This is a genomic window from Streptomyces sp. NPDC085927 (assembly GCF_044540975.1).
GTDB classification, from domain to species: Bacteria; Actinomycetota; Actinomycetes; order Streptomycetales; family Streptomycetaceae; genus Streptomyces; species Streptomyces hirsutus.
Map to the genome: position 1 here is coordinate 36,477 of NZ_JBITSN010000005.1, position 26,482 is coordinate 62,958.

Genomic DNA, 26,482 nt, shown 5'->3' on the forward strand with positions numbered 1-26,482 from the left:
TCACGAGGGTGGTCGAGTTCGTCGTCACAAACGGATCTTGAGCACCCTCGCTTCATGCCCGCAGGCATTCGGAAAGGCTCGTCCGGCCGAAGCGCGGGCCCGGGCCGAGGCCCCGCTGCCCGGGAACTCCTGTGCCATGGCCCGCGTGCCTTCGCGACTTCGGGGTAGTCGGATCATGTCCGATATTTGACTGCACCATTTGAACGCAAGTCCGCTCGACGGGCGGTGAAATCTCGCAGCGGCAGAGGTGTTGACTTCGGCATTTGAAGACATGGTCTCTGCGGCGTTGCTTTTTCCTTCAGGTTTCACCGGGAAGGGCTGACCTCACTCCGGCAGCGTTGCCGGTGCGCCCGAGGAGTACACGTGACCAGCACAGAGCAGGCCCCCAGGCCAGGAGCCGGTAGGGCTCATCCCGAGCATCTCGGGCACGTCGTCTTCATCGCGGCGTCGGCCGCCATGGGCGGTTTCCTCTTCGGTTACGACAGCTCCGTGATCAACGGCGTCGTCGAGGCCATCCGGAGCCGCTATGGCATCGGATCCGCGGAGCTGGCCCAGGTCATCGCCATCGCCCTGATCGGCTGCGCCGTCGGCGCCGCGACCGCGGGCCGCATAGCCGACCGCATCGGCCGCATCCGGTGCATGCAGATCGCCGCGACCCTGTTCACCGTCAGCGCCATCGGCTCCGCCCTCCCCTTCTCCCTCTACGACCTCGCCTTCTGGCGCATCGTCGGCGGCATAGCCATTGGCATGGCCTCGGTCATCGGCCCGGCCTACATCGCCGAGGTCGCCCCGCCCGCCTACCGCGGCCGCCTCGGCTCCTTCCAGCAGGCCGCGATCGTCGTCGGCATCGCCACCTCCCAGCTGGTCAACTGGGGTCTGCTCCACGCCGCCGGCGGCGACCAGCGCGGCGAACTGCTGGGTCTGGAGGCCTGGCAGGTCATGCTGGGTGTCATGGTCGTCCCGGCCATGCTGTACGGGATGCTCTCCTTCGTCATTCCCGAGTCCCCGCGCTTCCTGCTCTCGGTCGGCCGCCGCGAGCGCGCCCGGAAGATTCTCGCCGAGGTCGAGGGCAAGGGCGTCGACCTCGACGCCCGCGTGGCCGAGATCGAGCACGCCATGAAGCGCGAGCACAAGTCCACCTTCAAGGACCTGCTCGGCAGCAGCTTCCTCTTCAAGCGGATCGTCTGGATCGGCATCGGCCTGTCCGCATTCCAGCAGTTCGTCGGTATCAACGTCGCGTTCTACTACTCCGCGACGCTGTGGCAGTCGGTCGGCATCAACCCGACGGACTCGTTCCTCTACTCGTTCACGACATCGATCATCAACATCGTCGGCACCGTGATCGCGATGATCTTCGTGGACCGCATCGGCCGCAAGCCGCTCGCGCTCATCGGCTCCTCCGGCATGGTCGTCGGCCTGGCCCTGGAGGCCTGGGCGTTCTCGCACCCGCTGGTCGACGGCAAGCTGCCGGCCACCCAGGGCCTGGTTGCCCTGGTCGCCGCCCACCTCTTCGTCCTCTTCTTCGCCCTGTCCTGGGGTGTGGTCGTCTGGGTGCTGCTCGGCGAGATGTTCCCGAACAAGATCCGCGCCGCCGCCCTGGGCGTGGCCGCCTCCGCCCAGTGGATCGCCAACTGGATGATCACCGTGAGTTTCCCGTCGCTGGCCGACTGGAACCTCTCCGGCACCTACCTGATCTACACGTTCTTCGCGGCGCTCTCCATCCCGTTCGTCCTGAAGTTCGTCAAGGAGACGAAGGGCAAGGCGCTGGAGGAGATGGGGTAACTCCCGGCACAGTCCCGAGGAGGAGGGCCCAAGTCCCCGCCGCCCCTCTCCTCGTCCCGTCCGCCGCCCCGCTCGGTCACTGCCCGAGCGGGGCGGCGGTTTTCGTACGCCACCGCATCCCGTACGTCACCGGATGAGAACACCGCCGCCGATCCCCAGGGCTCGCAGAGCGGCTTCCTCGATGATCCGCAGCCGGAGCTGGATCTGCTCCCGGTGCTCCTCGGCCGTCCGCGGGTGCTTGGTGCCGAAGGCGATCAGACCGAGAGGGGCGCGCAGCAGGGCGATCTCGCGCAGGAAACCCAGCACCTGGTCCGCCTCGACCTCCAGATTTCTGTCGGCCGGCACGGGGAGGAAGCGGGCACCCAGCGAGCGCACCAGCACCGATCCCCGCACCGTCGTACGTCAGGACTCGAACCCGGCGGACTGATGGAAGTCCTCCGGCACGTCGAGTATCCGCATGCCGCCGTCCGGTTCCCGAACGAACACTTCCGCCAGCAGACTCATGGGAACAGGGGATCAGTACCGGGGCCGGGCGGGCCAGGCGTTTTCGCTGACGGAGTTCCACCCGCGGCGGAGGGGGAGCGGTCGAGACGCGTCAGACACCCAGGGGCTCGGGCTGCTCGACGGGCTCCGCGGCGGCCGCCGCTCGAGGCGGCACCGGCGGCTTGGGCAGCGCCAGGTGCAGCAGCGGTTCCCGCGCTGTCGTGGGCCCGCCAAGAATTTCACCCCACGTCTGTCCCTGGGCCGGACCCGGGACCCGCGGCGAGTCACCGCCGCATGCGCCACCCGGCTCGACGCGATGACGGCGACGGTCTGGGAACTCGTCCTGCTCTCACGCAGCGGCGACGGACCGATGCGGCCACGGGGCCACGGGGCCACGGGCCACGATCGCCCTGCGAACGGGCGAGGTCCGCCGACTGCCCGGGCCCGGCCCCGAGGCGCCGGGCCCGGAGGACACGGCATGGCTCTCCCCGGTCACCGACAGGTGAGGCCATGGCCAGGTGGGGCAAAGGATTGGGAAGCCATCCGCAATCCGAACTTCGTTTATGACTTTTCGCTGGTCAGGCATGGTTCGCAGGATTCTGCGGCAGGGTGTGGCGTCTGATCGCCGAGGTCGAATGGGGAGCGCGATGCCGTCGCCGCTGAGGTTGCTGGAGAAGCGGCGGGATGCCGCTCAGGTACTGGTGGAACGACTTGAGGGTGAACTCGCCGAGGCGAGGGCGATGCTGGAACGCCGAGTGGTGACGATCGAGGAGCTCGTGGAGGCCCTGGCCCCGGAGGGGGGACGCCCTGGCGGGGCCCGGACGTTGTCAAGTCGTCCATGGTGTGTCTGGCTGATGGGGTGTCAGAATGCGGTGGGACCGGGTGCCCGGGGCCGTGTCAGGCTTCGGTGGGCAGGCTGGTGCTGCCGGTGATCCGGTGCCAAGTTTCGAAGCGGCGGTGCATCTCGGCGCGGTACTGAGGGGCGGTGAGACGGTGGCGTCGGGGCCTGAAGTGCGGTGAGGTCGCGCTGGACACGGACAGGAACCGCTGTGTCCCGGTGGTGGAACGGGAGCCCTTCAGCGCGTGTTCGCACTGCCGGGTGGGCTGGTGGGAGTTCTCCGCCCGGTTGTTGAGGTACTTCGGCTGCCGGTGTCCGGCCGAGGGCATCAACTCCCGGTGGACGACGATGCAGGAGCGGAGCCTGTCGGTGACCAGCACCCGGGGCACCCGGCATTGCTTCTTCTTCGCCACGTGGATCTCCCGGATCGGTCGCGTCGGTTCCGTATGGATCAGTCGAATCGCTGCGCACCGGTGCGGTGCCTGGGTGGGTCCGAGCGTCAGGGGCGGCCCCGCTCGGCTGTCTCCCCGTCCGCGCGGACCGGCCCAGGCGGCGTCCCGTCGCCGAACGGCCGGCCGCCCAGGTCCTCGCGGTGATGAGGGGCCGACCAGCCGGACAGATCGGGGCCCAGGGGCACGATGCCGGTCGGGTTGATGCCGGTGTGCACCTGGTAGTAGTGCCGTTTGATGTGGTCGAAGTCGACGGTGTCGCCGAAGCCGGGCGTCTGGTAGAGATCGCGGACGTACGCCCACAGCACCCGGTTCTCCGTCAGCTTCCAGCGGTTGCACTTGAAGTGGCCGTGATAGACGGCATCGAACCGCACCAGCGTGGTGAACAGCCGGATGTCCGCCTCCGTGATCGTGTCGCCGACGAGGTACCGCTGCCCCGCCAGCCGCCGCGCCAGGAGTTCGAGCCGCCGGAACACGCCCGCGCACGCCACCTCGTACTCCTGCTGACCGGTGGCGAAGCCCGCCCGGTACACCCCGTTGTTCACATCGTCGAACACCTCCGCCATCACCGCGTCGATCTCGTCGCGCCGCTTCTCGGGATACAGGTCGGGCGCGCCTGCGCGGTGCAGTGCCGTCCACTCGGTGGCGAAGTCGAGAGTGATCTGCTGGTAGTCGTTGGTGACCAGCCGGCCGCCGGCCACCTCCACGATCGCGGGGACACTCACCCCGCCCGGGTAGTCCGTCTCCCGCCGGTCGTACGCCTCGCTCAGATACCGGATGCCGAGAACCGGATCACGGCCGCCGGGGTCCAGGGTGAAGCGCCAGCTGCGGTCGTCCTGGACCGGGTCGGCGACGGCCAGGGACAGCGCGTTCTCCAGACCGAGCAGCCGCCGGGACACCAGCGCACGGCTCGCCCACGGGCAGGCACGGCTGACGACGAGCCGGTAGCGCCCGGCCTCCACCGGCCACCCGTCCCTGCCGTCCGCGGTGATCCGGTCCGCGAAATGGGCCCTCGACCGCTTGAACGCCTTCCGGCCGTAGGCGCTGTTGCCGCCGTCCCCCTCGTCGCGGCTCATGATGTCCTCCTCCTCGTCGCTTCGAACCCCGGTGACCGCGTTCCCCGTTTTCGGCGGTCGGCACGGTGTGACCGGGGCCGACCGGGGGCAACCGGCCGAGGTGAGTACACGATCGGATCGCAGGACCCGGGCCACCGTTCCGGCCGCGCTCGCAGACCTGGCCGGGCTGGGTCTGCGTCGCCTTCGTCCTGGACGCGTACTCACGTCGGATCGTGGGCCGGCAGGCCGCCATCCACATGCGCGCCGACCTGCCGCTGGACGCGCCGGAGATGGCCCTGTGGCAGCAGAAGACCAAGAAGGACGCCGGCCTCATCCATCCAGGTCGAGCGGGCCGTTTTCCAGTGGGTCGCGTGGCGCAACGGTGAACGACTCCACTCCGCCATGGGCTACGTCCCACCCGGCGAGTACGAGCAGGCGTACCGGGCGAGCCCGGAGGAAGCCCCGCAGACCGCTTGGTCGCACGATCGCGGACTCTACGAAACTCGGGACAGCTCACTCTTCCGCCGCTCGGCGTGGGTGGATCCGGTGCGGCGCATGGGACTCCTTGGTGACAGGATCGGTGTTATGAACACCGAGACGGACTGGGTGTACCGGGTGTTCGAGCCGCACGGCTCCGAGGGCTGGCGCCCCTACGGCAGTGACCCCGAGCGGTGGCAGGGTGCGATCACCGCCTCCGACTCGACCGAGGGCGCCAGGCACGCCATCGGCCGCATCGTCGGCGATCTGATGACCGAGTGGGAGAGGGCCGGCCTCCATCACGCGATGCACGTGCGGGTCTTCCTCTGGCACGACAAGGCGGGCGACATGGAGGAGGCGGACTTCATCGTGGAGGTCCGGCCCCGGTCGGACATCGACGCGGCGTGATCTCCGGCGCATGAGGCTCCTCACGGTGACAGGCTCGGTGCGATGGCCACCGAGAGGTCGTGGGGGCGCCCGGGTGGCGGCGCTCCCACGGCGCCCCCTCCCATCGCGCGCCAGGGCGGCCTGGGCCTCGCTCTCTGCGGTCGGCTCGGGGGCAGCGGGTTCGGGGGTTTCGGGCAGCCACCGTACGTCGCCCGTTCCGAGAGCGATCGTGGCGCGTGGACGCATCGGTTCGTCGCCCCGGCGGGAGAGCAGGACCAGCTCTTCGACCCGTGCCGACATGCCGTCGAGCCGGGCGGCGCATGCGGCGGCGAGGCGCTGCGGATCCCTCGTCCGGCCCAGGGTGAGGTGGGGGGTGAAGCCCTCGGCGCGCCCGCGGCAGCGCGGAAAGCGCTCCTCCAGAGTGCGGCGCAGTCCTGCCCACGGTGCTTCGCCGGCCGCCGCCGGGTCGAGCCAGACGGTGGCATCGTCCCGGTGCCCGAAGGTGTGCACCCCGTCCAGCCGGGCGGTGAAGGCCGCCGTGCCGGCCGCCGCTTCGGCCAGCAGCGGGGCGGCTCGCCCGAAGTCGGACTCCGGCACGAAACCGAAGAGCAGATTGACGTGCGGCGGCCAGCGGTGGAACTGCGGATCGTGCTCCCGGCGGATGCCCTGGAGGACCGGCCACAGCTCCTGGGGAGGTATCCACGCCAGCGCGGTGCGGGCTGTCGGCCGGGCGTCGAGGACGTCCGTGGGCTCGGTACCGCTCAGTTGAAGGTCCGCCTCCACGCCGTAGTGGTCCGAGACGTAGAGCCCGTCCGTTGTGGGGGAGTCGCCCCGCAGGAATGCCCCGGTCGCCCGCAGTCGTCCCGCGCGCAGAAAGATCCGGTCCAGCCGGGAGGCCCGGCCGGCCAGCGAGGACACCGCGGCCAGCGGATTGACGCCCGGGTCGAACGTGGGCGTCCGGTCGCCGGGCCCGTGGACCTCCGTCCAGGCGTCCCGCAGCCCGAGCGCGGCGGCCGGTCCGTCGCCGCCGTCGTTGAAGTCACCGACCAGGATCAGATCGCCGTCCACGCCGCCGAGTCCCTCGGCGAGCCGGCCCAGTTCAGCCTGCCGCCGGGCCGGGCCGTTGGGGGAGTGGTCACTGCTCAGATGGGTCGTGGCCACCACGAGTGGACCGGAGCCGGTCTCCATGGTGATGGCGGTGACGGCCTTGTGCGGTCCGAGTTCGTGCCGCCCCGCCTCCCGCACGGGCAGCCGGCTGAGCAGCAGCAGCCCGCTGTCCTCGATGTCCTTCCCTCCCGGGGCGGTGCCCAGGGTGTAACCGGCGCGGACCCAGGGTGCCCGCAGCAGCAGGGCGAGCAGACCGGCTTCGACCTCCTGGAGCGCGATGACGTCCGCGTCGGCGTCCTCCAGGGCCGAGAGCAGCAGGGGGCGGCGCCGGGTGGTGTCGAGGCGGTCGCTGTCGTACCGGTCCCACAGCGTGTTCCAGGTGAGTACGCGCAGACTTCCCGCGCTCGGCACGGTCGTCCGGGGCGCGCCGTCCACGGGTCGCCATCCCTCTGCCGGTTCCCATGCGTGGGGCGTCCCGGCTGTGAAGAAGGGCGCTCGCAGCAGGCGCGGGTTTTGCACCCGGCCGGCGTCCGACGTGTCGATGCGGTCCACACCGGTGGTGCGGTCCCAGAGCAGCTCGCCGTCCGCCTCGACGAACAGCACCCGGTGCCACGGGATGTCGCCGCCGGGTACGAACGAGGGCAGCGGGACCCGCTCGGGGGCGGCACCGCGCTGGGCGATCCCCAGCACGAACCGGGCCGGATCGAACCGCGGGTCCCAGCGGACCCGGTGATAGATCTCGTCGCTCGTACGCATCACGTCTCTCCTCCGTCCAGGATGCCGTCCAACGTGCCTGCGGTGTCCTCGACGGTTCCACCCGCTCCGATGTACCAGGTGCGGTGGGCCTCGCCCGGGTAGGGCGGGGTGTACCGGTGCAGCTGCGAGGCGAGCGCCTCGGGCGGCACCGGGTGGGCGCGCCCCTTGTTGCGCCGTGCCAACTCTTCCTCGTCGACCAGTGCGACCACGTGAGTGACCAGGGCGTCGCGGCGCCGTGCCACCCCGAGCACCAGGGAACGTTGGTGCAGGTTGAGGGACGTGGCGTCCCACACCACGGTCCCGCCGCCGGCCAGCGCCGAGTCGAGCCGGCCCAGCCCCTCCCGCAGGACCTCCCCGTTGGCCCGCGACCTCGCGGCCGCGCAGCCCGGACAGATCACCGGCTCGTATGTCGTCCGACGCCGCCCCCGGCGACCATGGGAGATGAGGCGTACGGGGGTAGGGCACACGCATGATCCGCTTTTCGTGACGATGTCGGGTCCGGTCACTGTAGGAGCTCGAGGAGAACAGATCCACCGAATAGTCGCCGATCGGTAGGACACCCCCGTGTGGGCGGGTGACGTGCCGCCGGCTCTGTGTTTCCCGCCCTTCGGTCGCTCGTATGAGGGCGGCTGGGCGTGCCGCAGGCTCGGTTTCCGGTGTTGGGCGATTTCAGGGTCCGGCTGTCTGTGGGCAGCTGCGGGTGGATGGTGTATGGCATGCGCATGACAATATGCCGCGCACGCGCGACAGCGGACAGCTCGGGACGGCTCAGCGCAGCACGTCCGCCCAGTTCGCGGGGACGCGGCCCGCCGGGCCGGGCGCCGGCTGGTCCGCCGGGTGGCTCACCGGCGGCGCGAGTTCGGGGCCGGTCTCGTACAGCTCGTTCGTGTCGTAGTTCCAGAACCAGCCCTCGCCCGGCTCGTAGCTGCGGATCACCGGGTGCCCGGCGGCCCGGTGGTGGGCGCTGGCGTGCTTGCCGGGGGAGTCGTCGCAGCAGCCGATGTGGCCGCACTGCGCGCAGCGCCGCAGATGGAACCACCAGCCGCCTGCGGCGTCGCACTCGACGCAGCCGGTGCCGCTGGGCAGGACGCGGGGGTCGATTCCGGTGTCGCTGGTCATGCCGGCTCCTGGGATGTCGTACGGTCCTCGGACGCGAGCGGCGGCCCGTCGGACGAGGCGGAGGAGAGTGCCGTTCCTTCGGGTTCGGCGGCGGCCAGGGGCAGCAGTACCCGGAAACGGGTGTCGCCGGGCACCGACTCCACGCCGATGCTGCCGTGGTGCTTGTTGACGACGATCCGCCGGGAGATGTCCAGCCCCAGACCGGTGCCCCGGCCGACCGGCTTGGTGGTGAAGAACGGGTCGAAGATGCGGTCGCGGATCTCCGGCGGCACGCCGGGCCCGGTGTCCCGGAACTCGACGAGAAGCTGGTCGTCGTGGAGCGCGGTGCGCACGGTCAGCGTGCCGTCGCCGCCCGCGCCGTCCATCGCGCAGACCGCGTTGTCGATCAAGTTGGTCCACACCTGGTTCAGTTCCGCCGGGTAGGCGGGGATCCGCGGCAGCGTACGGTCGTACTCCTTGACGATCCTGATCCGCGGCCCGATCTTGCCGGACAGCATCAGCAGCGTGCTGTCGAGGAGTTCGTGCACGTCGGCGACCTGGTAGGGGGCGCGGTCCAGCTGGGAGTACTGCTTGGCGGCGTCCACCAGACGGGAGACTCGGGTGGTGGAGTCCGCGATCTCGTCCATGAGCAGCTCGGTCTCCACCGTGTAGTTGAGCCAGCCCACGGCGCCCGGCAGGATCTCCTGCCCGACGGCCGCCGCGACCCGCTCCAGCCAGTCCACGTCGAGCCCGGCCTGTACGAAGGCCGGCGCGATCTGCCAGCCCTGTTCGATGCCGTGGTCCTCCAGCCAGTCGGTGAGGGCGTCCTCGCGGTCGGCCGCCTCCAGCGGGGTGAGCACCGGTGCCTTGGCGACCCGCTCGGCGGTCCGTTGCTGGATGTCGATGAGATTCGCCAACTGGTCCCTGGAAAAAGGGCTTTCGGCGATGAGGGCGAGCTTGTGCCGCATCCGGGCCACCCGCTCCCGCAGCGTCGCGGTGGCCCGGACGGCCGCCGCCGCCGGGTTGTTGAGTTCATGGGTGAGCCCGGCGGACAACGACCCGAGCGCCAGCAGCCGCTCCCGCTGCCCTACGGCCGCCTGGGTGCTCTTCGACCCGAAGAACAGCCCCTCCAGGAGATGCACCGCCATCGGGAACCACTCGCGCATGATGTCCGCGAACGTCCCGGCGGGCAGCACGAAGAACCGCGTCGGCTCCGTGACGCGCATCGAGTTGTTGTAGACCTGCCGCAGCCGGTCCCCGAGGTACGCCTGCATGGCGCCCGCGTAAACCCCGCGCTGCGAGGACCGGATGACCTCCACGTCGTCGCCACCGACCCGGCGGGAGAGCACCACCGTGCCCTCCAGCATCACGTAGAAACAGGCAGCCGGCTCGCCCTCGGTGTAAACCGGGCCGGGGTCGAACAGCTCCGTCCGCCCCTCGCGGCACAGCCGGCCCAGCTGTTCGCCCGACAGCTTCTCGAACAGGAACAGCGAGCCGATCTCCTTCGGGCCGCACGGCATCGGCCGGCCGCTCATGACTGCTCCAGATACCGGTGGACGAGCATCACGGTCATGGCTCCCTCTCCTACGGCGGACGCGACCCGCTTGGCGGACTCCGCGCGCGCGTCACCCGCGACGAACACGCCGGGCACATTGGTCTCCAGGTGGTACGGCGGCCGGTCCAGCTCCCAGCCGGGGGGCGGACGCCCGTCGGACGTGAGGTCGGGCCCGGCCAGGATGAACCCGCGCCCGTCCCGCAGCACCATGCCGTCCAGCCAGTCGGTGAGCGGGGCCGCGCCGATGAACACGAACATCCACTGGGTGTCGACCAGCTCGCTCCGCCCGCTCGCCGTGTCGCGCAGGGTCAGCTTCTCCAGGTGGCCGGAGCCGTGCGCGGCCTCCACCACGGTGCCCGTGCGCACGGAGATGTTGGGGGCCTCCTCGATCTGCTGGACCAGGTAGTACGACATCGACGCCGACAGGGAGGAGCCCCGCACCAGCAGGGTCACCGACTTGGCGCCCCGTGCCAGGTACATCGCCGCCTGCCCCGCCGAGTTGGCGCCGCCCACGATGTAGACGTCCTGGCCCTGGCAGGACGGCGCCTCGGTCAGAGCCGAACCGTAGAACACCCCGCAGCCGGTCAGGTCTCGCGCGCCGACCGCGGACAGCTGCCGGTAGGACACCCCGGTCGCCAGGATCACGCTGTGTGCGGCGACCGCCGAGCCGTCCGAGAACCGTACGGTCCGGGCCGCGCCGCCCACCTCCAGGCCCGTCACCTCGCGCGCCGTGAGGATCTCGGCGCCGAACCTCGCCGCCTGCCGGCGGGCCCGGTCGGTCAGCTGGGCGCCGGAGACGCCGTCCGGGAAACCCAGGTAGTTCTCGATCCGGGAGCTCTGCCCGGCCTGTCCGCCGGTCGCCGAGCGCTCCACGAGCACCGTCCGCAGCCCCTCCGAGGCCCCGTACACGGCAGCGCCGAGCCCGGCCGGGCCGCCGCCCACCACGACGAGGTCGTAGAAGTCGGCCGCCGGTGTCGTCGCCAGCCCCACGTGGGCCGCGAGCTCCGGTGCCTCCGGCTCCAGCAGGGGGGTGCCGTCCGGGGCGACCACCAGCGGCAGCCGCTGCCCGTCCTGCCCGGCGGCAGCCAGCAGCCGCCTGCCCTCGGGCTCGTCGGAGGAGTACCAGCGGTAGGGCACCTGGTTGCGGGCCAGGAACTCCCGCACCTGGGACGACCGCGCCGACCAGCGGTGCCCGACCACCTTGGTGCTGGGCACCGGCCGGTAGTCACTGCACCGCCAGGCCTGCAGCAGGTCGTCCAGGACCGGATAGAGCTTCTCCTCGGGCGGGTCCCAGGGCTTGAGGAGGTAGTGGTCCAGGTCGACGACGTTGATCGCGTCGATCGCCGCGTTGGTGTCCGCGTACGCGGTCAGCAGGACCCGCCGCGCGCCCGGGTACACGTCCAGGGCCTGTTCGAGGAACTCGATGCCGTTCATCCGCGGCATGCGGTAGTCGGCGAGGATGACGGCGACGAGGTCGCCGCGCAGTTTCAGCTCGCGCAGCGCGTCCAGCGCGGACTCGCCGGACTCCGCGCGCACGATCCGGTACGAGGCGCCGTAGCGCCGCCGAAGGTCCCGGGCGACGGCGCGGGAGACCCCCGGGTCGTCGTCCACGGTCATGATGACGGTCCGCGTCGGCTCCACGGCCTGTGCCATGTGTCTGCCACCCCGCGTGGTCGGACAGGCGGCCCGGTGCGCCCTTGCGGCACCGCGCCGGCTCCCGCCCATCGTATGGTCGATCGTCCGATTTGTCCGAATGTGCGGAGGGTTGCCGTCCCGCCCGCCCGCTTCCGTGATCACCCGGTGGGGGAGGCCGGACCGAGGACGGCTCACCACACAGGGAGGCGGACGGCATGACGCGGCCGATCACGGCAGGGGTGGACGGATCGGAATCGCCTGATCCGGTCCGGTCTTGCGGTCCGTCCCCACCAGCAGCACCGCCGGCCTGCGAGACCGTCGCCGACGCCCCGGCCCGGACGCGAGCACGCGGAGACAGAGCCGCGCGCTTCGCCTGGTGAGTGACTTCTTTTCCGCGGCGGAGGGAGCCTTCGGCAAGCCCGTCTTCCCAGGTCAGTGGCGTTCTCTGGGCATTCGATCAGTATTCGGGAAGCCCAGTGCCGTGAAAGCCCCAGGTCAATAGACCTGAAATTCCGATTCTGCTGTCGGCAGACCGTTCCGCAAGCCCTTGTGTTCATGAAGATGCCGAGTAATCGTCATTACATGATTACGGCACAGCAGCGAGAGCAACTGAGGGGCTGGTTCACCGGCCGGCTCCCCGACGATCTCTTCGAGGAACTGGCCGAGGTCACGGTCGACCGCGAGGAGATCACGGTGATCGGACGCATTCCCGGACCCCGGCCGGTAGAGGACGCCTCTCCGGCCGAGCGGGAAGCGGCGATCGAAGGCCGGATCCAGGAGTTCCGGGAACGCACCCGGGATGCCCGGATCGCGGTCGCCCGGGATGCGGAGCACCGCTTCGGCCGGAAGGTCTCCTGGGGAGTGGAGTGCGACGGGCGGCGCGCCCTGTTCACCCATGTCGCCGCGCCCGTCATGACCCGGCTGCGCCAGCCGGAGCGCCTGGTCCTCGACACACTGATCGCCGGCGGGGTGGCCCGCAGCCGCAGCGAGGCGCTGGCCTGGTGCGTGCGCCTGGTCCAGCGGCACACCGACGACTGGCTCACCGAACTGCGTGATTCCCTGGAGCACGTCCAGCGGGTGCGGGCCCAGGGACCGGACGGCGAACGGGAGGAGGACGAGCCCTGACCGCCATCGCCCACCCCTGTGACGCCGCCTTCTTCGCGTTGTAGACCTCCGTCGAACGCGCGATGGCCTTGTCCTGGGTCGCAACCCGGACTCCTTCATCTGCTACCCGGCCGCAGACCGATACCGGATCTTGTACGGATGCGGGCACTTCGACCACCGCGACCGCGGATGCTCACAGTCCTTGAAGAACGGCTCCCTCCCACGAGCCAACGCACCAGAAGGCGTGGACTGCTGACTCCCGACGAGCGGCAGGGCCGTGCCCGGCAGCCACCGCGCCCCGTACTGCCCGGCCGCGGCCAGCAGGCCGAACAGCGGCGGGCCGATCGCGAACCCGGCGAAGAAGCCGGCCGAGACCAGGGCCGAGTCCTGCCCGGCCCGGCCGGGCGCCGCCCTCGCCGGACGGCTTTCGGCCATAGCCCGGATCCCACTCCGCTCCGCCGCCACCGGCACCCCTCCCCGACCCCGCTCCGCCCCGGCGGTACTTCCCGGGTCCTCAGCAGGAGTCGGCAGCGACGACCCGTGAGTTCCGGTCGGCTGTTATGGCCTGCGTCACAGTGACTGGATTGAGTCGGGACCCGGGGTCATCTGCGTACTCTCTCGTGACGCGTGGGATCCGGACTGCGAGGATGAGGCCGCCATGACTGCTGGGGGGTGTTCTCGTACGCTCAGGGCCGCTGTGTTCGCGGCCGTCTGCGTGCTGCTCACCTCCCTGGGCCACGTCATGATGTCGGAGACCGCGGTGTCCTGGTGGGCCATGGCCGCGGGAGCGGCGGCGATCGGTGGCACGGCCTGGCGGTCGGCCGGCCGGGAGCGCGGGCCGGCCCTGGTCGGCTCCTTCACGGTCGTCGCACAGGCCGTGCTCCACGCGTGGTTCTCGTTCGCCCAGGCAGTCGTCCACCCGGAGACGTCCCGCGACGGAACGCTCGTCCGGCGGTGGCTGGACCACCTGGTGGGTGGTTCGCACGGGGGACCGGGCGCGGAACACGAGGCCGCCCCGGCCTCCACGGGCTTCATGCACCACCCGACGGGCGCCCTGCATTCCATGGGGTCGATGGACCACATGGGGGCGGCGCACTCCCCGGACCACGGGATGGGCGGCATGTCCTCGACCGGCATGCTCGCCGCCCACCTGCTGGCCGCGCTGCTGTGCGGCCTGTGGCTCGCCCACGGCGAGCGTGCCGTCTTCCGCATCCTGCGGGCACTCGCGGGCTGGCTCGTCGCACCGCTGAGCCTGATCCTGCGGCTGCCCGAGCCGCCGCACCGGCCGCGCATCCGCGCCCGCCGGGGCCGCTCGGACCGCGCGCTGCGCCGGCTCCTCCTCGCTCACGCGATCACTTCTCGGGGACCGCCCGCGGGGACCGCTGTCGCCTGACGACAGCCGGTTTCCCGAGGCCGTCCACGAGGACGACGAGCCGTCGGCTCCCGCCTCGGGCATCGGCCGCGCACTCCTGTGCCCGGCCGTCCACCCCTTCACCGGATCGCACCGTGCCGCCCGCTGTTCCGCGTGCCGGTACGGACCCCGGTTGTCCGGATTCCCGAGAAGGAGAGACACCAGGTGATCACGCCTGCCCTGCCTTCAGCACATGAAAAATCAGGAGAAGCGTCGAGGGACGACTCGATCACCGCATGGGCACTCGCCGCCCGCAGCGGCGACCCCGACGCCGTCGAACGCTTCGTCCGTGCCCTGCACCGGGACGTCCGCCGCTATGTGACGTTCCTCGGCGCCGACCCCCAAAGCGCCGACGACCTGACCCAGGACACCTTCATGCGGGCCCTGGGCAGCCTGCACCGCTTCGAGGGCCGCTCCTCGGCCCGCACCTGGCTGCTGTCCATCGCCCGTCGCGCGGTGGTCGACAGCATCCGCTGCACCGCCTCCCGCCCGCGCCTGGCGGACACGGAGGACTGGCAGTCGGCCGCCGAACGCACCCAGCCGCGCGGCCTGCCCGGCTTCGACGACGGCATCGCCCTCGTCGAACTTCTGGACACGCTTCCGGACGACCGCCGGGAGGCATTCGTCCTCACCCAGCTGGTGGGCCTTCCCTACGCGGAGGCGGCGAGCGTCAGCGACTGCCCCATCGGCACGGTGCGCTCACGCGTCGCCCGCGCCCGCATCTCGCTGATCGAGTGGCTGGAGGACGCCGAGCACTGCACGCCGGTGGCCGCCGCGGCCTGACCGACCGCACCACGCTGCCGCCCGGTTCGCCGTCCGGCGGCAGCGTGGTGCGGTCCATGGTTCCGGCGCCGCACCGTGTGTCCCGCGGCCCCGAAACCCCGGATCTCCCAGACGTACAACCACCCGGAACAGAGAGACAGGAGCACCCTCCATGGCTGGGAACGCCCACACCGTGCCCGGCATGAACTGCGGCCACCGCGCGGCGAGCATCACCGAGGCCGGCTACGAGGTGACCGAAGCCGTGCGGGGGCGCCGTGGCCCGAGCCGGCGCGCCGCCGGCCGATCGCCCTCGACCGGCGCCTGTCTCCAGGCGGACCGGAGGCCATCGGCCGAGTGCCCCGCCCTGATCACAAAGCCTGCTCCCGCAGGTGAATGCAGCCCCCACACCATCAGAACAAGGGAGTTCCCAGTGCACCACACCACTTCGGTACGCAGCCTGCGCCGTTGCTGCGCCCTCACAGCGGCCGCGTTCGTGGTCGCCGTCGCCACCGCGGGGCCGGCCGCGGCCCACGCGGAGGTCGAGGCGGAGGGCGCCCGAGCCCTCGACCAGAACGTCGCGTTGACCTTCTCCGCCGCCTCGGAATCGAGCTCGGCCGGCATCACCAAGCTGGAGGTGATCCTGCCCAAGGGCATGGAACCCGGCGACATCACCTACAAGGAAGGCCCGGACGGCTGGAAGCTCACTCCCACCGGCCGGGGTTACACCGTCTCGGGACCGAAGCTCGCCGTGGGAGAGGACGCCGATCACGTCGTCACCGTCCGCCAGTTGCCCGATGCCAGATCGCTGGTCTTCAAGACCCTGCAGACCTACAGCGACGACCACGTGGACCGCTGGATCGAACAGGACGACACCAGCGAGGACGGCCACGGTCACGGTCACCCCGCACCCCGCCTGGAACTGAAACCCGCCGCTCCCGGCGCGAAGCCGGTGAGTCCCAGCCCCACGCAAGAGCCCACGACGGCCGCGCCCTCGTCCGACACCGTCTCCGGCGAGCCGACGACCCCCTCGGCCACGCCGTCGACGCGGCCCACGGCGGACAGCACAAACGACGACGGCATGCCTGTCGCCGCGCCCCTCGGTATCGGGGCAGCCGCCCTCCTGCTCGGGGGAGGGGTCTGGTGGTTCAAGAGCCGTCGTAGCGGCTCTGCCTGAGTCTCCCGCTCAGGACGGAGGCGCACCCTGCGCGGCGCCCCGTGCGGCGCCGCGCAGGCCGGTCCCGGCGGACTTGGATCCCGGTTGCCTCGGTGTTCGGGGAGGCGTGGACGAGGGCATGGTGCGGGGTCATGCCCGCACCGAACGACGCGACCGCCCCTTCGCCGCTGAGGCTGGTGAGTGGTCCTGTCGGCTGTTCCGGGCCTGCAGTCGCTCGAAGACGACGCCCAGGCGTCGGAGAAGGCGAATCCTGCTCGCGCTGCGCGCTTGTACGGCGATCCGGCGGACGCTCTGAAACAGGGCGACTCTCCGGGTCACGCGGCGCAGGCGCGCGCTGCTCGGCAGGCACGCGACGTGACGGACACCGTCGACAGAGGCGGCACTTCGAGGTGCCAGAAGGCTTTCACCGGTACTGACAGAGTGTGGACGAGCGCGGCCCGGGCAACGGCCGGTTCCGTGATGGCCAGTGCGCGGTCCATGTCGGGCGGCAGGCTGTTCAGCCAATGCGCGATCCGTTGGCAGAGCCGGCGCACGGACTCGCCTCCGTGGGGCGTGGCATCCGGGTCCGTCAGCCAGGCGGAGAACCCGCAGGGGTCGGTGGCGGCGACTTCGGCGGCTGTGCGGCCGCGCCACTTGCCGTAGTCAAAGCCGCGTAGCGCGGGCTCGAGGGTGGTCTTGAGGGCCAGAGCGTGAGCAGTCCGGGCGCAGCGGGCCGAAGGTGCCCGGACGGCCACCGAGTACCGGGGCAGGGCTGCCCCGGTGGCGTCTGCCTCGGACAGGCCGCGCTCACCCAGGGCATCGTCGTCGAAGACAGCCCCGCCGGTGTCGTCCCCGGCGATCGCGCACAGAAGTGTCAGGCGGATCGTCATGGCTGATCCCCTTCCTGCCCGGCAACGGGCCGGCCGGTGCGGGACGGCCGAGGTTCCGTGGAACCGGTGGTGTGGCACGGAACTCTTGCGTCCGCCGCCAGTCGGTTGATCAGGTGGGCGGGCTTGGTGGCGGTATGCGGAAATCCCACCTCCACAGTCGGGCAGAGCCATGCACGGCAACCATCCGGCACCCGTCCGGAACCGACCCCGCCGACTGGCCGGCACACTCCCGCCACCCGGCCGCATTCAGTGTCGGCCACCCCCGGGACCGGCCTCGCATGGTACGAATCGGACAGTGGGCCCGATGGTGAGTGGAGCACGCGTGATCCGGGTAATGGTGGTCGACGACGAGGCGCTGATCCGTACGGGCTTCCAGCACCTCCTCGAGGCGACCGACGGCATCGAGGTCGTGGCGGCGGTCCCCGGCGGCCAGGCGGTCCGAACGGCGCAGGACAGACGCCCCGACGTCGTGCTGCTGGACATCCGGATGCCCGACGTGGACGGCCTCACCGTCCTGGCCGACCTCCTTCGGCTGCCGCACCCCCCGGTGGTGGCCATGCTCACGACGTTCGACATGGACGAGTACGTCGCCACGGCACTCCGGTCGGGCGCCGCCGGCTTCCTGCTCAAGGACACCGACCCGGATCAACTGCCCTACCTGGTGCGGACCCTGGCCGCCGGCGGCACCGTTCTGTCGTCCAAGGTCACCCGGACCGTCGTGGACGGCTATCTGAACTCCGGCCTGCAGGAAGACGCCGCCCGCAGCCTCGACCCGCTGACCGGCCGCGAGCGCGCCGTACTCGCCTTCATCGCCGAGGGGCTGTCCAACACCGACATCGCCGCACGGATGCACCTGAGCACCGGCACGGTCAAGGACCATGTGAGCGCCATCCTCACCAAGCTGGAGGTGGGCAGCCGCGTCCAGGCCGCCCTGCTCGCGGAACGAGCCGGCCTGCTCAAGCCGCCGCGGGACCGGAAGAGATCATGAGCACGCGCCGCCTGCCCGCCCCGCTGCTGGACGCCGCCCTCGTCGGAGCCTCACTGATCGATGTCTGGGGCCATGTCGACACCTCCGAGCCGCTGCGCCTGGTCTGCGCCCTGGCCGCTGCCTTCGCTCTTCTCCTGCGCCGTCGCCTGCCGCTGCTCACGTTCCTGCTCACCCTTCCCGCAGTCCTCGTCTCCGACGCGGTTTTCGCCGCCCTGGCCGCGCTGTACACGCTCGCCTCACTCACCCGCCGCCGCGCCCTGCTGGCCGTCTGCGCCGTGGCGTTCACCCTCAGCGACATGACCTCTTTGCCGTCGCCGGACTTCGACCTCTCGGCACCGTCGACCTTTGTCACCCTGGGCTACACAGCGGCGACGGCGGCCGCGCCCGTCTTCCTCGGCCAGCTCGTCCAAACCCGGCGTGATCTGTCGTTGCGGCTCGCCGAGATCTCCCGGGCACGCGACCACGAGCGGCAGCTGACAGCCCAGACCGTGCTGGCCAAGGAACGCACGGCGCTCGCCCGAGAAATGCATGACGTGGTCTCCCACCAGGTCAGCCTCATCGCGGTGCAGGCCGGAGTACTCCAGGTCGGCAGCCGGGACGCCGAAGTCAAACAAGCCGCAGCCACGATCCGCAGGCTGAGCGTGCAGACCCTGGACGAACTGCGGCACATGGTCAGCGTCCTGCGGGCCTCCGGGGGCCGCCCCACGGAACTCATCCCACAGCCCTCCCTGGTCGACATCCCTCAGCTGGTCGACAACAGCGGCATCGAGGCCGAGCTGCACACGGACCTGTCCGACAGCCTTCCACCGCCGGTCCAGCGCGCCATCTACCGCACCGTCCAGGAAGCGCTGACCAACGTGCGCAAGCACGCCCCCGGCGCGACAGCGGCCGTCCGCATCCGCCACGAGAACACAACCGTCCGTGTCACAGTCACCAATACGGCACCGACCCGGCCCGCTCTGCCCCTTCCCAGTGCCCACTATGGCTTGATCGGCCTGCGTCAGCGTGCCGAGCTGCTCGGTGGCACAGTCACCTGCGGCCCCACCACGGACGGCGGCTACCAACTGTGCCTGGAACTCCCGGCCGACGGCACGTGGTGAGCGGGCGAGCCCGAACGGTCCGGTGCGTCGAGGCCGGTGGAGCGACTCGTCAGCACGGGAGCGTGTTGCGAAAGTGCTGGTCATGACCACTCGTTCCCGGCGCGGTGTCCGCTGGCGACGTATCGGCACGCTGACGGACGCAGACAGGGCGCAGACGGTGCCCCCATGCCCTATGGGCGCTGCCTGCACGGAGCTGGGAAAGCGGTCGGGCGCCGCCGCTGGGCGGCACCCGACCGGAGAGGAATCACTTCCGGGGCGCGGCCCCGCGTTCCTTCAGCAGGTCGGTCATCAACTCGACCTCCGACTGCTGGCCCTCGACCATGCTCTGCGCCAGCCTCTGCTCGGTGTCCACCTCGCACTGCGAGGCACAGGCACGGGCCATGTCGACGCCGCTCAGGTGGTGGTCGATCATGAGCTGGAGGTAGAGAATCTCCGCCTGATCGCCCTCGAGCTCGCCGAGCCGGCCGAGTTCCGCGGGCGTGGCCATGCCCGGCATCAGGGACCCGTCCTTCGACGAGTGGCCCCCGTGGCCACCCCGCATCCACGCCATGTACCCGTCGGGCGAGATCTTCGACAGCTCCCACAGATCGAGCCAGCCGAGCAGCATGCCGCGCTGGTTGGCCTGAGTCTGCGCGATGTCGTACGCGAGACGCCGGATGTCCTCGTCAGCCGTGCGGTCTCGGACGATGTACGACATCTCCACCGCCTGTTGGTGGTGGACGGCCATGTCGCGAGCGAACCCCGCGTCGGCGGAGTCCGCAGCCGGAACGCCGGCCGCCCGATCGTTCTCCTCGCTCACCATGACCAGGACCGACAGGGTCACGACGACGGCGACGAGGGCGGCCGCGCCGACGATCAGCCAGCGGGTGAGGCCGGGCCGTCGGCCGTGCGCCTCTCCTGAACCGGTGGCTCGTTCCGCCATGACCGTGCCGGTCATGATGCCATCAGGCCGCCCGAGCAGGCGGCACCCGGCTCAGGGGTCTGAGGCCCCTGGACGTACTTGGTGAAGAACTGGTCGATCCGCGGATCCGATGCCTTGTCCACGGTGAGCTGGCGTCCCCAGGCCGACAGCATGATCGTCCCGGACTGGCCCGTGACCGGGCTCATCAGGCTGTACGGGGTCTTGGCAACCTTGTCCCCGAGAGCCTTGAGGTCGGCGTCGGCGGCCTTGTCGTTGTAGGTGACCCAGACTGCGCCGTGCTCGAGGGAGTGGACGGCGTTCTCGTTCGGTATCGCCTCGGTGTAGACGGTGCCGTCGCAGGTCATCCACGCTTGGCTGTGGTCGCCGCCGACCGGTGGGCTCATCGCGTACTTCACGGTGCCCTGGACGTGGTCCCGGCCGAGCTCCTTCGCCTCCCAGGTCTTCTCACCCCGTACGGGCTTCTTCGCCTCGGCCGCCTGCTGCTCGCTCTTCTCGTTGGCGTTGTTGAGGGCATACCCGCCCCACCCGACCAGGCCCGCGACGATGACCGTGCTGAGCGTGATGGTGATGACGCGGTTGCGACGCTCCCGAACTCTCTCGGTGCGACGCATCTCTTCGACGCGGGCCTTGCGGGCAGCCGCGGCTTCCTTCTTGCCGGTCTTGCTCATGACTGAATGTGTCCTTCCCCGCCGGACGGCGGTGGGTACAGGGGCGCTGGACGGATACCGCTCGGCACCTGCGCGAACGTGAGCGCAGGGCGCCGAGGAACCGTCTAGGTCCGTTGCACCTGAAGGACGTGGAGGTCGGGAGCACTGTGCACCGGCGGAGGCTGTGCGAGGACCGTGGGGCGCTGCTCCGGCCGCGGGAAGCCCGGCATGCGGGTCAGGACCAGAGGCAGGGTGTGCGAGGGCGCGCCGAGTACGCCCGCCACATCGTGGACGGCAGAAGAACAGCAGGAATCGCCGGGGGAGCAGTCGCCCTGCCGGACGGGAGGCGTGATGTGATGCTCGGCCGGGGGCCCGGCCGCCACTGTCCTGCCGACGGGCATGGCCGTCGAGGGAGCAGCGTCATCAACGGCGCCACTGTGCCCGGTGTATCCCAGGCACACCACCAAGGCGGCGAGCAGGAAGGCAAGGACAGGGCAGAGGACCGCGGTGCGAACAGTCCACCGCGGACCGCGTCCTCCGTCTCGCGCCGGCTGCGCACCGCTTCTCATCACGAGTGATGTTAAGCGGTCCCTGGGGGAGACCGGGTGGCCGGTCCCGGACTATCAGTGATCACGCCCGTCTTCATGCGCACCGGGACGGACGAAGGCGCGGAATACCCGTGGTCCGAAGCTGTCGGCGATGGTCCCGCCGATGAGGAACATGCCTTGCTGCGAGAGGTTTCGTACGCCCAGGACGAGTCCCACCACCCATGCGGCCAGGCCGAGCCCGCCGGAGAGAGTGGGCGGCGAGACGGGGCCGAGCGCGACGCCGACCACGTGCGGCTGGTGGGCGCCGTGACCGCGGCCCGCCCTGATGAGCTGTTTCTTCTCCGAGCCCGCTGCCGCCTGACGGTTGCCCTCTCTTTGCCCGGTGGCCGACTGGCCAGCACCGGTAGGAGTACGACATCCGACAGTTCCCCGGCATGGGCCCCATGGCCATGAGGCGACCCCGCGAAGTTTTGGCGGACCATGGGCTGCGACTGCTCTCGGCCCCGCACGACGCCCGGCTCCGGACCGGGCGGGCTGCGGGAGTACGTCAGAGTTGTCGTGAGCCGGCCGGTCCGACTGTCAGGTTCCGAGCGTGGTGAAGCCTCCGACGATGGCTCCGTAGCCGATGTGGGCGAGGACGGTGACCACGGGAGTACTCGGTCCGTAGTTGAGCATCAGGAAGCCGGGTGGTTCCAGAAGGGCCACCTCGGGGGCGCTGGTGAGCGGACTGCCCATCCGGGGGTGGACGAGCGGCAGGAGAACGCCGACCAGCGCGGTGCCGGCGAACAGGCCGTGCAGGAGACCGAAGAGGGCGCCCAGCCACCAGCCGGCCATGCCGATCGCGAGGAAGACGGCGTAGTACATGAACGCGAAGATCTCGCCGTCGAGGAAGTGGATCAGGTAGCCGACGGCCTTGGCGCGCGTGCGGTTGACGGTCACCGCCGTGCCGAGCAGGAAGGGCAGGTCCATGCGCGTCAGGCGCATCTCACCGGCGGCGCGCAATGCGGTGGTCAGCACCAGTGTGCCGACGAACGCCCCGGCGGCCGTTCCCCACGCGCTCACCCGCCCGCCCCCTTGCCGGCGGCGTCGATGGCGCAGGCGGCGCTGATGAGCGCCAGGTGGCTCAGCCCCTGGGGCAGGTTTCCCAGGAAGTCACCGGTGGCCGGGTCGATCTCCTCGCTGTAGAGGCCGACGTCGTTGGCCAGATCGACCAGGTCGTCCATCAATTCAGTGGCCTCGGTGAGCCGTCCGGTGCGGGCGAGGGATTCGGCGAGCCAGAAGGAGCAGGCGAGGAAGGCTCCCTCGGTACCGCTCAGGCCGTCTTCGCCGGAGTAGCGGTCGACGAACGGCCCGTGCCGCAGCTCTTGCCCAACGGCCGTGATCGTGTCGCGCATGCGCTGAACGTCACCGTCGTAGCCGTAGAGGTGGCCGAGGAGGACGGCGGCGTCCAGGTCCTCGCTGCCGGCGGAGCGCACGTAGCAGTTGCGGCGTGGCGCGACACAGCGGGTTTCGATGAACGCGGCGATCTCTTCGCGGGCGGACTGCCAGGCGACCAGGTTCCGGTCCGGGATCAAGCGGCGCTCGGCGAGGGCCACCGCGCGGTCGAGCGCCACCCAGCACATCATCTTCGACTGGGTGAAGTGGCGGGGCGCGCTGCGTACCTCCCAGATGCCCGAGTCGGGATCCTGCCACGTGGCGTGGACCAGGTCGGCGAGTTCCGCCAGGCGCCGGGCGACGTCCGAGTCCAGCCGTCCGGCGGCCTGCGCGTACAGCGAGGCGGTCTGCATCAGCTCGCCGTAGGTGTCGAGCTGGATCTGACGGGCGGCCGCGTTGCCGGTCCGGACCGGCGACGAGCCGCGGTAGCCCTCCCAGGGGAGGGTCTCCTCCGTGGTGTGGGCGCCGCCGTCCAGCCGGTAGAGGACCTGCAGGCGGGGGTGGGTGAGCTGGGAGGCGTGCATCAGCCACCAGAAGTAGGCGTGTGCTTCCGCGGGGCAGCCGAGCCGGAGGAAGGCGGCCAGGGTGAAGGCGGAGTCGCGGACCCAGGAGAAGCGGTAGTCCCAGTTGCGCTCGCCGCCGACGTGTTCCGGCAGCGACGTCGTCACCGCGGCCGCGACCGCGCCGGACGGGGCGAAGACCAGCATCTTCAAGGTGAGCAGGCTGCGCATCACCGCCTGGCGCCATCTGCCGGGGTGGATCCGGTCGTCCGCCCAGCGCCGCCAGGCCGCGCACGTACGTTCCAGGCGTACGTCGCATTCGGCGCGGGCCGGCAGGACCAGCGGTTCCTGATGAGCGAACGGCATGGCGATCAGGGCGCTCCCGCCCGGCGCCGTGAGGAAGCTGCCCTTGATCGCATCCCCCTCGCACCGGGGTTCGCCGGCCTCCCAGGTGCATAGGGCGAGCGCGTCTGCCCCGGCTGTCGCCACCGGCACCCCCGCGCGCCGGACCAGGCGAGTGGGGCGGGTGCCGTAGCCGAATCGAGGCTGCACCCTCCACCGCATCCGCACGGTCCCGGACACGCCGTCGACACGCCGTTGCAACTCACGCATCGGAGTGAGCGCGACCTCGTCGTGCAGGGTCAGCGCGTCGGTAACCCTCACGGTGCCCTGCGGGGTGACGAAAGTCGTCTCCAGGACGTTCGTGCCGGGCAGATAGCGGCGTTCACTGCGGTAGGGCACCGCCGGTTCCAGGAGGAACCGGCCGCCGCGGTCCGCGTCGAGCACAGCGCCGAATACCGCGGGCGAGTCCAGATCCGGCAGTCCGAGCCAGTCCACCGACCCGTCACGGGCGACCAGTGCCGCGGCCCGGCCGTCGCCGATCACCGCGTAGTCGCGGAGCGGCACGTAACCACCGGTCCGCGCCGCCACCAGGCGATGGTGATCGGCTCTGGGAGAAGTTCCCACGACTTCACCATCTCATCGGGGCTGCTCCGTCGCTCTCGGACGCGGCTGATCAGGATTCCGGGTGATCCGAGGAGACGCGGCGCGGCGGGTGGTGCCGTGAGGCGCCACCCGCTGGAGGGGGTCAGTGCGCTCGGCGTCCGTTCACGGCTGCCGCTTGGCGTGGTAGCGCTGGGCGAGCCGTGCGAGCGCGACGGCGCCGAGGAGCAGTCCGAAGTCGCGCAGGGCGATGTCGTAGTGGCCCGGGATGGTCAGCAGGTTGACGATGATGCCGGCCAGCCAGCCGGCCACGAGCCAGCCCCCGAAGCGCGGAGCCAGCGCCACGGCGAGGCCGGCCACGATCTCGATCGCCCCCACCGCGTACATGGCCGCCTGGGCGCTGCCGGGAACCAGGCTGTCGATCCACGGCGCGAGGTAGGCGGGCCAGTCCACGAGCAGGTTGGCGAACTTGTCCAGCCCGAACAGGATCGGCGCCACCGTGAAGCCGGCGCGCAGGATCACGAACGCCTGGTAGCCGGGGTCGGTGAGCACCGCCCGCCGCGGGGCGGCGGAGGTGGTGCTTGTGGTGACGGAGGACATGGCCCCCTCCTTCTATTGGCAAGGTTCATTGGTAATAGAAGCGCCGATCCGGTCTATAGTCAATGGCTGTGGGTTTTACACTGGTGTTCGTGGACACCCCGAAGGAAGTACGTGACCCGGACGTCTCCGCCGTCGCCGCTCTGGACGAGCCGACCCGCAGGAGGCTGTACGACCACGTGGTGCGCCAGCCGAGCCCCGTCGGCCGTGACGAGGCGGCCGCCGCCCTCGGGCTGGCTCGGCGGACCGTCGCGTTCCACTTGGACCGGCTGGCTGACGAATCGCTGCTGGACGTCGTCTACGAGCGTCGCAGCGGACGCTCAGGACCGGGCGCGGGAAGACCGGCCAAGCTCTACCGCCGCTCGACGAAGCAGGTCGCCGTCAACCTGCCGGACCGCCGCTACGAGCTGGCCGGACGGCTCCTTGCCCAAGCCGTGGAGGAATCCGACGCGACAGGTGAGCCGGTGCGCGAGGTGCTGCACCGCAAGGCTGAGGAACTCGGCACGCAACTGGACGAGCAGAACAAGACGAACGTCTTCGACCTGCTGGAGCGCTACGGCTTCGAGCCACGCCACGAGGACGACGCCATCGTTCTGGCGAACTGTCCTTTCCACACGCTGGCCCGGGAACACACCCAAACGGTGTGCGGCATGAACCTCCATCTGCTTCGCGGTGTCCTCGAGGGCAGGGACGAGACAGGACTCCAGGCATGCCTGGCGCCCAGCCCCGGACAATGCTGCGTCCGACTGCAGCCGGCCGCCTGATCAGACCGGAGACCGCAAACCCCCCGGTCGCCCGCCGACACGGACCGGCGTTGCGCGTGCAGGCACCGGATCCGCACAACGCGTGGTGTCTCAGCCGCCCTGCGCCGTATCCGCTGCATCCGAGTGCGCCCGATGCGGCCGACTGGGTGCACCACGGCCCTCCCGTCGCAGTCGATCGCGGTGCCGGCCCGCCCGCGCCGGGACATACTGCGGTCCGGTGGGAGCCCTCGGCTCGCCGGCCTGTCCGCTGCGGTACGGGCCGGACGCGTTCGGCGTCACTTCTCCATGTCGACCACCCGCCGGCCAGGCTCAAGGCACATCGGCCGAACCGTCGGATCCGTACTCTGCCCAGTGCGAGTGAATCCGGCAGCAGCCCACTTCGGGGCATGGCCTGTCCCAACGTCCCTCGGAGCAGGCGCCGTCGAGGCATCCTCCGGGGCACCTGCTGCCGGGCCGGGACCGGATCACATGCGCGACGGTCGGCTCGCCGTCCCGGTGATCCAGGAGGGCGTGGTCCGGATCCCGCGATGACGACTGAACGCGACGGGTCTCCCAAGATGCCGATGCGCCGATGCGTGACTAGGCTCGGGGAGTGAATGCCGCAAGCACGGCACGCCCGGCCGACCGGTTCCCGAACCGAGCGGACCATGGCCACAGTGATCGCCCGCGTGTACCGATGGGCGGCCTGGAGGCGTCGGCGGTCGAGCCCGTGCACCGGATCGGCATGCAGTGACGTTCAAAGACCCTGTCGCAACTTTTGTTTGCGGCTGAGGCCATCCATTCCCGCCCTTCCTTTCGAAAAGCGGGAGACGATGGAGCGAAAGGTATTTCCCATGCGAACACAACGTGCGAGGCGCCTCGCCACGGCGTCAGCCGCAGGGTTGCTGATGGCCGGCGGTGTCGCCGTCGGTACAGCAGGCACTGCTTCGGCCACCCCGCAGGACTCCAGTCACAGTCGGTACTGTGACAATTACTCCTGGTGGAACAACGACTGCGACGACTACGGCCGTGGCGGTAACGGCGATCACTACGACCGCTACGACAACGGCCGTGGCGGTAACGGCGATCACAACGACCACTACGACCGCTACGACAACG

At 70.5% G+C, this 26,482-nt stretch carries 22 protein-coding genes and 3 pseudogenes; 9 read left to right on the forward strand and 16 right to left on the reverse strand.

The window, feature by feature from the left end; all coding sequences use genetic code 11:
- Positions 1-363: 363 nt before the first annotated feature.
- Positions 364-1,782 (forward strand): sugar porter family MFS transporter, encoded by a 1,419-nt coding sequence (locus ACIF80_RS14765; RefSeq protein WP_399804091.1) that lies wholly within the window; start codon positions 364-366, stop codon positions 1,780-1,782.
- A 126-nt stretch (positions 1,783-1,908) separates the two neighbouring features.
- Here ACIF80_RS14765 and ACIF80_RS14770 read toward each other — a convergent pair whose 3' ends face one another.
- The 8 genes and pseudogenes from ACIF80_RS14770 to ACIF80_RS14805 form a co-directional block, all read right to left on the reverse strand.
- The gene (locus ACIF80_RS14770; protein WP_399804094.1) at positions 1,909-2,157 is read right to left on the reverse strand and encodes a hypothetical protein; all 249 of its coding nucleotides are present in this window, start codon (positions 2,155-2,157) and stop codon (positions 1,909-1,911) included.
- A 1,005-nt stretch (positions 2,158-3,162) separates the two neighbouring features.
- Complete coding sequence (locus tag ACIF80_RS14775) at positions 3,163-3,516, reverse strand: DDE-type integrase/transposase/recombinase (protein WP_399804097.1); 354 nt, start codon at positions 3,514-3,516, stop codon at positions 3,163-3,165.
- Between the two features lie 86 nt (positions 3,517-3,602).
- A complete protein-coding gene (locus ACIF80_RS14780; RefSeq protein WP_399804100.1) occupies positions 3,603-4,628 on the reverse strand; it encodes a glutathione S-transferase family protein in 1,026 nt (341 codons plus the stop codon).
- 492 nt (positions 4,629-5,120) lie between these two features.
- Positions 5,121-7,334 carry an RNA repair domain-containing protein gene (locus ACIF80_RS14785; RefSeq protein ID WP_399804103.1) on the reverse strand — a complete coding sequence of 738 codons (2,214 nt, stop codon included), beginning with the start codon at positions 7,332-7,334 and terminating at the stop codon, positions 5,121-5,123.
- Positions 7,334-7,708 (reverse strand): annotated as a pseudogene (locus tag ACIF80_RS14790) (AAA family ATPase); the annotation flags it as partial. The gene ACIF80_RS14785 and the pseudogene ACIF80_RS14790, both read right to left, overlap by 1 nt.
- A 394-nt stretch (positions 7,709-8,102) precedes the next feature.
- Entirely contained in the window at positions 8,103-8,453 is a 351-nt protein-coding gene (locus ACIF80_RS14795) for a UBP-type zinc finger domain-containing protein (protein ID WP_399804106.1), read from the reverse strand.
- Positions 8,450-9,967, reverse strand: coding sequence for an ATP-binding protein (locus ACIF80_RS14800; RefSeq protein WP_399804109.1), 1,518 nt, complete (start codon positions 9,965-9,967; stop codon positions 8,450-8,452). The genes ACIF80_RS14795 and ACIF80_RS14800 overlap by 4 nt, the downstream gene beginning before the upstream one ends.
- A complete protein-coding gene (locus ACIF80_RS14805; RefSeq protein ID WP_399804112.1) occupies positions 9,964-11,640 on the reverse strand; it encodes an FAD-dependent oxidoreductase in 1,677 nt (558 codons plus the stop codon). The genes ACIF80_RS14800 and ACIF80_RS14805 overlap by 4 nt, the downstream gene beginning before the upstream one ends.
- Positions 11,641-12,204: 564 nt before the next feature.
- Between ACIF80_RS14805 and ACIF80_RS14810 the strand changes: the two genes are divergently transcribed.
- Positions 12,205-12,747 (forward strand): hypothetical protein, encoded by a 543-nt coding sequence (locus ACIF80_RS14810; protein WP_399804115.1) that lies wholly within the window; start codon positions 12,205-12,207, stop codon positions 12,745-12,747.
- Between the two features lie 264 nt (positions 12,748-13,011).
- On the opposite strand, the pseudogene ACIF80_RS14815 reads toward ACIF80_RS14810, so the two are convergent.
- Positions 13,012-13,140, reverse strand: a pseudogene (locus tag ACIF80_RS14815) (MFS transporter); the annotation flags it as partial.
- Positions 13,141-13,384: 244 nt separating this feature from the next.
- Between ACIF80_RS14815 and ACIF80_RS14820 the strand changes: the two are divergent.
- The 3 genes from ACIF80_RS14820 (at position 13,385) to ACIF80_RS14830 (ending at position 16,073) form a co-directional block, all read left to right on the forward strand.
- Complete coding sequence (locus ACIF80_RS14820) at positions 13,385-14,119, forward strand: hypothetical protein (RefSeq protein WP_399804118.1); 735 nt, start codon at positions 13,385-13,387, stop codon at positions 14,117-14,119.
- A 183-nt stretch (positions 14,120-14,302) separates the two neighbouring features.
- Positions 14,303-14,920: a sigma-70 family RNA polymerase sigma factor gene (locus ACIF80_RS14825; protein WP_399804121.1), complete on the forward strand. Its 618-nt coding sequence runs from the start codon at positions 14,303-14,305 to the stop codon at positions 14,918-14,920.
- Between the two features lie 409 nt (positions 14,921-15,329).
- Positions 15,330-16,073 (forward strand): DUF1775 domain-containing protein, encoded by a 744-nt coding sequence (locus tag ACIF80_RS14830; protein WP_399804124.1) that lies wholly within the window; start codon positions 15,330-15,332, stop codon positions 16,071-16,073.
- 314 nt (positions 16,074-16,387) lie between these two features.
- Here the strand turns inward: ACIF80_RS14830 and ACIF80_RS14835 are convergent, their stop codons facing one another.
- Positions 16,388-16,942, reverse strand: coding sequence for a histidine phosphatase family protein (locus ACIF80_RS14835; protein WP_399804128.1), 555 nt, complete (start codon positions 16,940-16,942; stop codon positions 16,388-16,390).
- 322 nt (positions 16,943-17,264) lie between these two features.
- On the opposite strand from ACIF80_RS14835, the gene ACIF80_RS14840 reads away from it, so the two are divergent.
- A complete protein-coding gene (locus ACIF80_RS14840; protein WP_399805240.1) occupies positions 17,265-17,930 on the forward strand; it encodes a response regulator in 666 nt (221 codons plus the stop codon).
- Positions 17,927-19,030, forward strand: coding sequence for a sensor histidine kinase (locus tag ACIF80_RS14845; protein ID WP_399804131.1), 1,104 nt, complete (start codon positions 17,927-17,929; stop codon positions 19,028-19,030). The genes ACIF80_RS14840 and ACIF80_RS14845 overlap by 4 nt, the downstream gene beginning before the upstream one ends.
- A 244-nt stretch (positions 19,031-19,274) precedes the next feature.
- Here the strand turns inward: ACIF80_RS14845 and ACIF80_RS14850 are convergent, their stop codons facing one another.
- The 6 genes and pseudogenes from ACIF80_RS14850 to ACIF80_RS14875 all read right to left on the reverse strand — a co-directional run bounded on the left by ACIF80_RS14850 (position 19,275) and on the right by ACIF80_RS14875 (position 24,623).
- Complete coding sequence (locus tag ACIF80_RS14850) at positions 19,275-19,967, reverse strand: DUF305 domain-containing protein (RefSeq protein ID WP_399804134.1); 693 nt, start codon at positions 19,965-19,967, stop codon at positions 19,275-19,277.
- A complete protein-coding gene (locus tag ACIF80_RS14855; RefSeq protein WP_399804137.1) occupies positions 19,964-20,620 on the reverse strand; it encodes a DUF3105 domain-containing protein in 657 nt (218 codons plus the stop codon). Before ACIF80_RS14855 ends, ACIF80_RS14850 begins: the two co-directional genes overlap by 4 nt.
- 662 nt (positions 20,621-21,282) lie before the next feature.
- A pseudogene (locus tag ACIF80_RS14860) lies at positions 21,283-21,415 on the reverse strand (MFS transporter); the annotation flags it as partial.
- 311 nt (positions 21,416-21,726) lie between these two features.
- Positions 21,727-22,209 (reverse strand): hypothetical protein, encoded by a 483-nt coding sequence (locus ACIF80_RS14865; protein WP_399804140.1) that lies wholly within the window; start codon positions 22,207-22,209, stop codon positions 21,727-21,729.
- Positions 22,206-24,011 (reverse strand): glycoside hydrolase family 15 protein, encoded by a 1,806-nt coding sequence (locus tag ACIF80_RS14870; RefSeq protein ID WP_399804142.1) that lies wholly within the window; start codon positions 24,009-24,011, stop codon positions 22,206-22,208. The genes ACIF80_RS14865 and ACIF80_RS14870 overlap by 4 nt, the downstream gene beginning before the upstream one ends.
- A gap of 177 nt (positions 24,012-24,188) precedes the next feature.
- Positions 24,189-24,623, reverse strand: a complete 435-nt coding sequence (locus ACIF80_RS14875; RefSeq protein WP_399804143.1) for a hypothetical protein — start codon at positions 24,621-24,623, stop codon at positions 24,189-24,191.
- Between the two features lie 83 nt (positions 24,624-24,706).
- Between ACIF80_RS14875 and ACIF80_RS14880 the strand changes: the two genes are divergently transcribed.
- Positions 24,707-25,384, forward strand: a complete 678-nt coding sequence (locus ACIF80_RS14880) for a helix-turn-helix transcriptional regulator (protein WP_399805243.1) — start codon at positions 24,707-24,709, stop codon at positions 25,382-25,384.
- Positions 25,385-26,217: 833 nt separating this feature from the next.
- The coding region (locus tag ACIF80_RS14885) for a hypothetical protein (protein WP_399804146.1) at positions 26,218-26,482 on the forward strand (265 nt) is incomplete at its 3' end.

Bases quoted from the DNA above. Each gene is read 5' to 3' on its own strand.
- ACIF80_RS14780 (WP_399804100.1), bottom strand. From the start codon at position 4,628: ATGAGCCGCGACGAGGGGGACGGCGGCAACAGCGCCTACGGCCGGAAG.
- ACIF80_RS14785 (WP_399804103.1), bottom strand. From the start codon at position 7,334: ATGCGTACGAGCGACGAGATCTATCACCGGGTCCGCTGGGACCCGCGG.
- ACIF80_RS14795 (WP_399804106.1), bottom strand. From the start codon at position 8,453: ATGACCAGCGACACCGGAATCGACCCCCGCGTCCTGCCCAGCGGCACC.
- ACIF80_RS14800 (WP_399804109.1), bottom strand. From the start codon at position 9,967: ATGAGCGGCCGGCCGATGCCGTGCGGCCCGAAGGAGATCGGCTCGCTG.
- ACIF80_RS14805 (WP_399804112.1), bottom strand. From the start codon at position 11,640: ATGGCACAGGCCGTGGAGCCGACGCGGACCGTCATCATGACCGTGGAC.
- ACIF80_RS14810 (WP_399804115.1), top strand. From the start codon at position 12,205: ATGATTACGGCACAGCAGCGAGAGCAACTGAGGGGCTGGTTCACCGGC.
- ACIF80_RS14820 (WP_399804118.1), top strand. From the start codon at position 13,385: ATGACTGCTGGGGGGTGTTCTCGTACGCTCAGGGCCGCTGTGTTCGCG.
- ACIF80_RS14835 (WP_399804128.1), bottom strand. From the start codon at position 16,942: ATGACGATCCGCCTGACACTTCTGTGCGCGATCGCCGGGGACGACACC.
- ACIF80_RS14845 (WP_399804131.1), top strand. From the start codon at position 17,927: ATGAGCACGCGCCGCCTGCCCGCCCCGCTGCTGGACGCCGCCCTCGTC.
- ACIF80_RS14850 (WP_399804134.1), bottom strand. From the start codon at position 19,967: ATGACCGGCACGGTCATGGCGGAACGAGCCACCGGTTCAGGAGAGGCG.
- ACIF80_RS14855 (WP_399804137.1), bottom strand. From the start codon at position 20,620: ATGAGCAAGACCGGCAAGAAGGAAGCCGCGGCTGCCCGCAAGGCCCGC.
- ACIF80_RS14875 (WP_399804143.1), bottom strand. From the start codon at position 24,623: ATGTCCTCCGTCACCACAAGCACCACCTCCGCCGCCCCGCGGCGGGCG.